Annotated in this window: 5 protein-coding genes; 1 reads left to right on the top strand and 4 read right to left on the bottom strand. The window is 75.9% G+C overall.

Translation table 11 applies throughout. The features are described 5' to 3' along the window. Positions 1-372: 372 nt before the first annotated feature. Together mptB (ABZ808_RS27765) and mptB (ABZ808_RS27760) are read right to left on the bottom strand one after the other, a co-directional pair. Positions 373-1,848, bottom strand: coding sequence for a polyprenol phosphomannose-dependent alpha 1,6 mannosyltransferase MptB (gene mptB / locus ABZ808_RS27765; protein ID WP_357011999.1), 1,476 nt, complete (start codon positions 1,846-1,848; stop codon positions 373-375). Positions 1,849-1,862: 14 nt separating this feature from the next. Continuing rightward, positions 1,863-3,263 carry a polyprenol phosphomannose-dependent alpha 1,6 mannosyltransferase MptB gene (gene mptB, locus ABZ808_RS27760; protein WP_357011997.1) on the bottom strand — a complete coding sequence of 467 codons (1,401 nt, stop codon included), beginning with the start codon at positions 3,261-3,263 and terminating at the stop codon, positions 1,863-1,865. A gap of 44 nt (positions 3,264-3,307) precedes the next feature. Between mptB (ABZ808_RS27760) and ABZ808_RS27755 the strand changes: the two genes are divergently transcribed. Then, positions 3,308-4,879 (top strand): hypothetical protein, encoded by a 1,572-nt coding sequence (locus ABZ808_RS27755; protein ID WP_357011995.1) that lies wholly within the window; start codon positions 3,308-3,310, stop codon positions 4,877-4,879. Positions 4,880-4,886: 7 nt separating this feature from the next. Here ABZ808_RS27755 and ABZ808_RS27750 read toward each other — a convergent pair whose 3' ends face one another. Beyond that, a complete protein-coding gene (locus ABZ808_RS27750) occupies positions 4,887-7,928 on the bottom strand; it encodes a bifunctional [glutamine synthetase] adenylyltransferase/[glutamine synthetase]-adenylyl-L-tyrosine phosphorylase (RefSeq protein WP_357011992.1) in 3,042 nt (1,013 codons plus the stop codon). Further along, entirely contained in the window at positions 7,928-8,695 is a 768-nt protein-coding gene (locus tag ABZ808_RS27745) for a type 1 glutamine amidotransferase (RefSeq protein WP_357011989.1), read from the bottom strand. The genes ABZ808_RS27750 and ABZ808_RS27745 overlap by 1 nt, the downstream gene beginning before the upstream one ends. Positions 8,696-8,748: the final 53 nt, after the last annotated feature.

Below are 8,748 nucleotides of genomic sequence, written 5' to 3'. Positions count from 1 at the left end.
CTGCGCCCCTGCGCCCCTGCGCCCCTGCGCCCCTGCGCCCCTGCGCCCCTGCGCCCCTGCGCCCCTGCGCCCCTGCGCCCCTGCGCCCCTGCGCCCCTGCGCCAAGATCGTGCTCGATCCACGATGTAGTGGCCTCACCGACGCGCCGACACCACTCGATCCTGGATCAAGCACGATCATGACCGTGGGCTGCGTTGGACACGCAACTAGGGAGACATTTTGTCCGTTTTGCCCAACCGGAAGTCGCTCGATCACCGGCGCTGGCGCGGGTCGCGGTTAGCGCGGGCACCATCGGCACCTTCGGCGGCACGGGCACCGTCGGCGGCGCGGGGAGCATCGGCGGGGCGGGAGGGGCGGGCGGCAGCGCGGGGATCATCGGCGGCGCGGGCGGACGCGCAGCAGGAGCAGCACCAGGAGCAGGGCGGTCATCGCCAGGGCGCCGGGGGCCTTGGTGAAGCGGGCCAGGTTGGTGCCGTCTGGTAGGGCGAGGAAGGCCGCCGCCGAGGCCGGCAACACGAACCACGTCGTCCGAGATGCGGTGAGCGCGAGCAGGGCCAGGGGCCAGGTGGCGTACCAGGGGTGGAAGACCGGGGACAGGACGACGGTGGCGACCAGCGCCAGCGCCGCGCCGTGCAGCGCCACCCGGGGGCGTGCCGCCTCGATCCGGGTCACCCACTGCCGGACGTCGTTCAACGCGCGCAGCGCCTGCCAGCCCTGCCACCAGAGCACCACCAGCACCCCGGCGAGCAGCAGCAGCGCGGTCGCCCGGACCACCGGCACCGCCTGTGGGTCCCGACCGACCAGTGCGCCCGCGTAGTCCACCACCAGGCCGACGGCGGTGGGCGGCGACGTCCACTGCTCGGAGTCCCCGCTGTGGGTCAACCCACCGACCCAGCCGAAGCCGAGGCCGGACAGCGCCGAGGCGACCAGGAGCGCGGCGAGCAGCCCGCCGGCCAGCCAGCCGCCGTCGCGCAGCAGCGCCCGTACGGTGTAGCGACCGTGCACGGCAGCCAGCGCGGCGAACGGCGCCACCACCACGGCACTGGCCTTCACCGTCACCGCGAGCCCGAGCAGCGCCCCGGCGAACAGCAACGCCGACGGCCGGCCCGGTCGGCGGACCACAATCAGCAGGCCGCACAGCAGCAGCCCGAGCATCAGCGCGTCGTTGTGCGCCCCGGCCACCAGGTGCACTCCGACCAGCGGGCTGGCCAGTGCCAGCCAGGCTGCCCGCCGGGTCGGCACCCCTGCCGCCCGGGCCAGGCCGGGCAGGCAGAGCGCGGCCAGCAGCAGCCCCGCCACGGCGATCACCCGCAGCGCGACGACCGTTCCGGTGAGCCCGCCGCCGAGGCCGACCGCGAGCGCCGCGAGCAGCACGAACAGCGGCCCGTACGGTGCCGGGGTGTCCCGCCAGATCGGCGCCACCGTGTCCAGCCACGGACAGCCCGCCGCCGCCACCGACGTCGCGTACGGGTCGACGCCGTGCGCGTACGTCCAGCCCTGGCAGGCGTACGAGTAGACGTCCCGGCTGCCCAGCGGCGGCGCGACCAGCAGCGGCAGCATCCACAGCCCAGCGGTGACGTACGCCCAGCGGGTCGACGGCGCCCCCTCGCGCAGCGACCACCACGCGCCGACCAGCAGCGCGGTGCCGACCAGCCAGCAGATCAGCGTCGCCGGGCCACCCGGGGCTCGCCAGATCGACGCCGGCGTCGCGCCCAGCGGGGAGTCAGGCAGCGCACCGCCGAGATACCCGGCGACGGCCAGCAGGACCGCGCCGGCCAGCCCCACGTACCGGGCGAGGCGTGGGACCTGTGGACCAGCCGGCGGCGGGGGTGCGCCGGGAGCGGTCACCGGCGCACCTTCCCTCAGTCGGCGGCGACCGGCTGACGGGCCGCCCGAGCCGACCGTACCAACCGGACGACCAGCACGATCACCAACAGCGTCATCAGTGGCGCACCGACGGACTTGGTGAACCGGGGCAGGCCGGTGCCGTCGGGCAGCACCAGGAACGACGACACCAGGGCGATCACGGTGAACCAGCCGGTCCGTCGGGCGGTCGCCGCCAGCACGGCCAGCGGCCAGATCCAGTACCAGGGGTGGAACAGCGGCGCGAGGGCGACCGTGGCGGCCAGCGCCAGGCCGGCGTGCCACAGCGGCTCCCGGGTGCGGGCCCGCCACCAGAGCCAGACCAGCAGCACCGCCAGCACCGCCATGCCGATCGCCCGGGTGACCGGCAGCGCGTCGATGTGCCCGCCGAACGGCACCGCCAGGTAGCCGACGGTCTGCCCGACTGCGGTGGACGGCGACGTCCAGGCGATCACGTCGCCACCCCGGGCCAGCCCACCGACCCAGCCGAAGTCCAGCCCGGCGGCGACTGTCACGCCGGCCACGACGGCGACCGAACTGCCGACTACCCACCCGCCGTGCCGGATCAGCGCCCGGATCGAGTACCCGCCGACGATCGCGGCCAGCGCGGCGAACGGCACCACGACCAGCGCGGTCACCTTGATCGCGGCAGCCAGGCCGAGCAGCGCCCCACCGGCGAGCAGCGGGCCGGGGCGGCCGGGCCGGGACGCGATCAGGGCCAGCCCGGCGACCAGCAGGCCGACCATCAGGGCGTCGTTGTGCGCGCCGGCGACGAGGTGCACGGCGACCAGCGGGCAGGCCAGCGTCAGCCAGACCGCCCGACCGGCCGGTACGCCGGCCCGTCGCGCCAGCACCGGCAGACTGACCGCGGTCAGCGCCACCCCCGCCACCGCGATCAGCCGGAACGCCACGATCGCGGCGGTCAGCGATCCGGTGGCCTTCACCACCGCGCCGGACAGCACCACGAACAGCGGCCCGTACGGCGCCGGGGTGTCCCGCCAGATGTAGGAGATGCTGTCCAGCCAGGGGCAGGGCAGCACGGAGACGCCCTGCTCGTAGGGGTTGAGCCCAGCGGCGTAGCTGGCGCCCTGGCAGGCGTACGCGTAGACGTCTCGGCTGGCCAGCGGCGGCGCGATCAGCAGCGGCAGCAGCCACAGCCCGACGGTGACCAGCGCCCAGCGGGTCGACGGCACGCCGTCGCGCAGCGACCACCAGGCGTACGCCATCAGCCCGGTACCGACCAGCCAGGTGGCGATCACCAGCGGCCCGTTCGGGCCCTGCCAGATGCTTACCGGGGTGGGCCGCAGGGGTGAGTCGGGCAGGGCGCCGCCGAGGAACGCGGCGACGGCGAGCAGGGCTGATCCTGCCAGTCCGGTCCAACGCGCGAGGTGGTGAGGCACGCCGGACATGCTGCCAGTACGGTGGTCGCGGTACGGAGGTGGGCATGCGACGCAGTCGGGTGGTGGCGGTGTCCACCGGTGCCGCCGCCGTGCTCGGCGCGCTCTGGCTGGCTCTGCCGCTGATGGGTTCGGACCTCGCCGCGCAGGTCGCACGGGCGGACTTCTTCGCCGCGCACGGTCCCACCCCGGTCGATCTGCGCTGGTACGGCGGGGTGCAGCAGTTCGGCTACAGCCTGGTGTCCCAGCCGGTGATGGCGCTGCTCGGCGTGCGGGTGACCGGTGCCCTGGCGCTGGTGGCGTCGGCCGCCGCGCTGGCCGCGCTGCTGGTCCGCAGCCCGGTGCCCCGGCCGCTGCTGGGCAGCCTGGTCGGGGTGGTCACGCTGGCCGGCAACCTGGTCTCCGGCCGGGTCACCTACGCCCTGGGTGTGGCGTTGGGGCTGGCCGCGCTGCTCGCGCTGACTCGGGGCGTACCCCCGGGTCGAAGGATCGGGCTGGCCGCCGCCGGTGCGCTGCTGGCCTCGGCGACGAGCCCGGTGGCGGGTCTCTTCGTCGGCCTCGCGGGTGTCGCGCTGCTGCTCAGCCGCCGGTACGCCGACGGCTTGGCGCTCGGCGTCGCGGCGGCCGTGCCGCTCGCCGCGACGGCGCTGTTCTTCGGCGACGGCGGTTGGATGAACATCAGCCGCACCGACACGGTGCGCGCGACGCTGACCAGTCTGGTGGTGGCCGCGTTGGTGGCGTACCGGCCGGTGCGGTTCGGCGCGCTGCTCTCCGCCGCCGGGGTGCTCGCCGCCGCCCTGGTGCACACGCCGGTCGGGTTGAACGCGACCCGGCTGGCGACGATGTTCGCGCTGCCGGTGCTGGCCGCTGCCGCCCGCCCGCCGGCCTGGCTGGCCCCACGGGCGGCACGACCCGCCCGCGCCCGGCTCGTCGGGGGCGTCGGTCTGGCCGCGCTGCTGGTGGCGGTCTGCGTCTGGCAGCCGCCGGTGGTCCCCGCCGACCTGCGGGGCATCGGCGATCCGACAAGCGCGCCCGGCTACCACGCGCCGCTGCGCGCGTTCCTCGCCGGGCAGCGGGTCACCGGCCGGGTCGAGGTGCCGCCGACGCGCAACTACTGGGAGGCGGCCCGGCTGGGTGAGGTGCCGCTCGCCCGGGGGTGGCTGCGGCAGGCCGACATCGACCGCAACCCGCTGTTCTTCACGACGGTGCCCGGCGCGGACGGCACCGGCGTACCGCTGACCGCGGCCACCTACCGGGCCTGGCTGGCGGAGAACGCCGTGCAGTTCGTGGCCGTGCCGGACGCACCCCTGTCGTGGGTGGGGCGGGCCGAGGCGGAGCTGGTGGAGGGCGGGCTGCCGTACCTGACGCCAGTCTGGTCGGGCGCGCACTGGCGGGTCTGGGCGGTGGCCGACCCGACGCCGCTGGTCGCCGCACCCGCCGAACTGGTCCGCGCCGACGGCGCGGCGGTGACCTTCCGGGCACCGGCCGCCGGCCCGGTGGCGGTCCGGGTCCGGCACAGCCGCTGGCTGGCCGCGTCCGGTGGCGCCACCGTCACCGCCGACGGCGACTGGACCACCGTCACGGTCCCCCGCCCCGGCGAGTACACCCTCGGCAGCTGAGAGGGCCCTACGCCTCCAGGACGCGTTGGACGGCGGCGCGGGAGCGGCGGCCGACGCGCAGGTACTCGTCGAGGAACTCCCCCGGGTCGTCGCGGCCGAGCAGCCGGACGACCCCGGCCAACTCCACCCCGTGCCGGGGCAGTTGGTCGCCGTCCCGGCCGCGCACCAGCATCAGCGCGTTGCGGACCTGCGCGGCCAGGGACCATCCGGCGGCCATCTCCGCGGCGTCCGCCGGGTCGATCAGGCCGGCCCGCTCGGCGGCCGCGAGGGCGTCGAGGGTACGCGTGCCACGCAGCGCCGGGACGGCCCCCGCGTGCCGGAGCTGGACGAGCTGCACCGCCCACTCCACGTCGGCCAGCCCACCACGGCCCAGCTTGGTGTGGGTGGCCGGGTCGGCGCCCCGGGGCAGCCGCTCGGTCTCCACCCGGGCCTTGATCCGGCGGATCTCGACGACCTGCTCGCGGGTCAGCCCGTCGGCCGGGTAGCGCACCGGGTCGATCATCGCCTCGAACTCGGCGCCCAGGTCGGCGTCACCGCAGACGAACCGGGCGCGCAGCAGCGCCTGCGCCTCCCACACCCGCGACCAGCGGGCGTAGTACTGCGCGTAGGCGGCGAGGCTGCGCACCAGCGGACCCTGCCGGCCCTCGGGGCGCAGGTCGGCGTCGACGCCCAGCGGCGGGTCGGGGGCGGGCACGCCGAGCAGCCGGCGCAGCTCCTCGGCGATCGCGTGCGCGGCGGCGCTGGCCGCGCCGTCGCCGCTGCCGGCGGGCGCGTCGTAGACGAAGAGCACGTCGGCGTCGGAGAGGTAGTTCGACTCGTACCCGCCGAGCCGTCCCACGCCGATCACCGCGAACCGCAGCCCGGAGGGCGCCGACTGGCTGGCCCGGGCGGCGCGCAACGCGGCGGCCAGGGTGGCGTCGGTGACGTCGGCGAGCGCTGTCCCCACCCCGGTGATGTCGGCCAGCCCCGGGGCGGGCCGGTTCGCGCCGTCCGGCCCGGTGGGGGTGGGTGCGAGCGCGCCCGCCCGGCAGAGCACGTCGGCGCAGGCCACCCGGACCAGCTCCCGGCAGCGCAGCGCGCGTACCGCCCGGGTTGCCTCGACCGGATCGGTGTGCCGGGCCGCCGCCGCCAGGAAACCCTCCCGGAGGACCTCGCGCGGGCGCGGCGCCAGCTCGTTCTCCTCGGCCAGCAGCCGCAGCGCCTCCGGGTCCCGGGCGAGCAGGTCGGCGACGTACCGGGACAGGGCGAGGACCCGGGCGAGCCGCCGGGCGACCGGGCCGCCGTCGCGCAGCAGCCGCAGGTACCAGGGGGTGCTGCCCAGCTTGTCGGAGACCTTGCGGTAGTTGAGCAGCCCCCGGTCCGGCTCCGGCGCGTCAGCGAACTCGCTGAGCAGCACCGGCAGCAGGGTCCGCTGGATGGCCGCCGTGCGACTCACCCCGCCGGTGAGCGCCTGCAGGTGGCGCAGCGCCCCGGCCGGGTCGGCGAAGCCGAGGATCTCCAGCCGGTGCCTGGCCGCCTCCGGGGTGAGCCGCAGCCCGTCGGCCGGCACCCGGGCCACCGACTCCAGCAGCGGCCGGTAGAGCAGTTTGGCGTGCAGCCGTCGTACCTCTGCGGCGTGGGTGACCCACTCGGCCCGGAAGCTCTCCACGGCGCTGCGCCCCGGCGCGGCCGTGAAGCCCAGCGCGGCGGCGAGCCAGCGCAGCGCGCCCGGCTCGGTGGGCACGGTGTGCGTGCGGCGCAGGGCCTGTAGTTGGAGGCGGTGCTCGACGCTGCGCAGGAAGCGGTAGCCGCGCAGCAGCGCCTCGCCGTCGGCCCGACCGACGTAGCCACCGGCGACGAGCGCACGCAGCGCCGGGATGGTGCCGGGCGCCCGCAGCGTCTCGTCACCGCGACCGTGCACGAGTTGCAGCAACTGGACGGCGAACTCGATGTCGCGCAACCCGCCCGGACCGCGCTTGATCTCGCGTTCCAACTCCTTCGGCGGGATGTGGTCGATGATCCGACGCCGCATCGCGCGGACGTCCTCGACCGCCTCGGGACGTTCGGCCGCCCGCCAGACCAGCGGCGCGAGCTGGTCGATCCACTCCTGGGCCAGCGGCAGGTCACCGGCGGCCGGGCGGGCCTTGAGCAGCGCCTGGAACTCCCAGGTGCGCGCCCACCGCCGGTAGTAGGCGAGGTGACTGGCGAGGGTCCGCACCAGTGGGCCCCGGTTGCCCTCGGGGCGCAGCGCGGCGTCCACCGGCCACGCGACAAGCCCACAGATGTGGATCAGCCGGGTCGCCACCAGGGTCGCGGCGGACAGGTCGACGTCCTCGGCGGCCACGAAGATGACGTCCACGTCGGAGACGTAGTTCAGCTCGCCGCCGCCGCACTTGCCCATCGCGACCACCGCGAGCCGGGGCCGCTCGGTGCCGTCCGCCAGCTCCGCGACGGCGATCTCGTACGCTGCGGCCAGTGTCGCGTCAGCCAGCGCGGACAGCGCGGCCATGGTCTGTTCCAGGGCGCGCCCGCCGGTCAGGTCGGCCGCCGCGATCCGCAGCAACGCCAGCCGGTACGCGGTCCGCAGCACCGCCACGGGGTTGCCACCGTCGGTCGGCTCCAGCCGGCCCTCGGCGATCGGCGCGAGCCCGTCCGGGGCGGTACGCAACGTCAGGCAGTGCTCGGGGTGGGCAACCAGGTGATCGCCGAGCGCCGCCGAGGCGCCGAGCACCGCGATCAGTCGCCGCCGCAGCCCGGGGTCGGTGTGCAGCTCCGCCAACAGCCCTGGCCCGGCGGTGACGCCGTCGGTGCGTTCGGTGCCGCCGTCGACGCGACGTTCGGCCTCGACGATGCGGTGCAGTTGACGCAGCGCCAGATCCGGGTCGGCGGCCCGGGACAGCACGGCGAGCAGCTCCCCGGCCGCCTCGTCAACCGGTTCCTGCTCGGCCAGCCGCCACAGGTTCAGCCCGTCCGGGCCGAGCAGGTCGGCGGCGCGTGCCCCACCGTCGCCGTCCGCGACGCCGAAGCCGTAGCGCGCGAGCCGCCCGGGCGTCCTGGTCGGCCGACTCATCAGTGCCCGAGCAGCGGCAGGCCGCGCCGCATCATGCTGTCGTCCAGTTCGCCGAGGGCCAGCGCGGCGAACCGGGCGGCGAACGGCTGCCAGACCTCCTCGACGTCGACCATCACCGCGTCGCAGGCCGCCACCACCAGCTCCGGGTCGTAGCCCAGCTCGGCGAGCTGGGTCGAGTCGGTGGCCCAGTCGGCGATCATCGCGGTGTCGCACTCGATGTGGAACTGGAGACCCCAGGCCCGGTCGCCGAGCCGGAACGCCTGATGCGGGTAGCGGGTGGAGGCCGCCAGCAGGGTGGCGCCCCGGGGCAGCTCGGTGATCTCGTCGGAGTGCCACTGGAGCACGTCCGGGATCAACGGCACGTACCGGAACAGTGGATCACTCTCGGCGGCGTCGCGGCGGCCGACCACGCCGGGGCCGATCTCCGGCCCGGACGGGCTACGCTCCACCAGGCCGGCGTGCGCGGTGGCGAGCAGTTGCGCGCCCAGGCAGACGGCCAGGGTGGGCACCCGGTACCGGACCGCCTTGCGCAGCAGGCCCTCCACCGCCGGGAACCAGGGCGCACCGGGCGAGCCGTCCGGCAGCGGGTACGCCTGCTGGTCGCCGCCGAGCACCACCAGCGCCGCGTACCCCTCCAGGTCGGCGGGGAGCTCGTCACCGGCGTGCGGGCGAACCACCCACAGCTCCAGCCCGGCCTCGGTCAGCCACTCACCCAGCCGGCGCGCGTCGTCCGTCGGGTCGTTCTCGATCACCAGCGCGGTTGCCACCCGTCGAGGCTAGCCGGTGGGCGCCGGATGTCCCGAGTCGCGCCACCCGTCGT

The organism is Micromonospora sp. NPDC047527 (genome assembly GCF_040643015.1).
Taxonomy (GTDB): domain Bacteria; phylum Actinomycetota; class Actinomycetes; order Mycobacteriales; family Micromonosporaceae; genus Micromonospora.
This window is presented reverse-complemented; position numbering and strand designations above follow the sequence as displayed.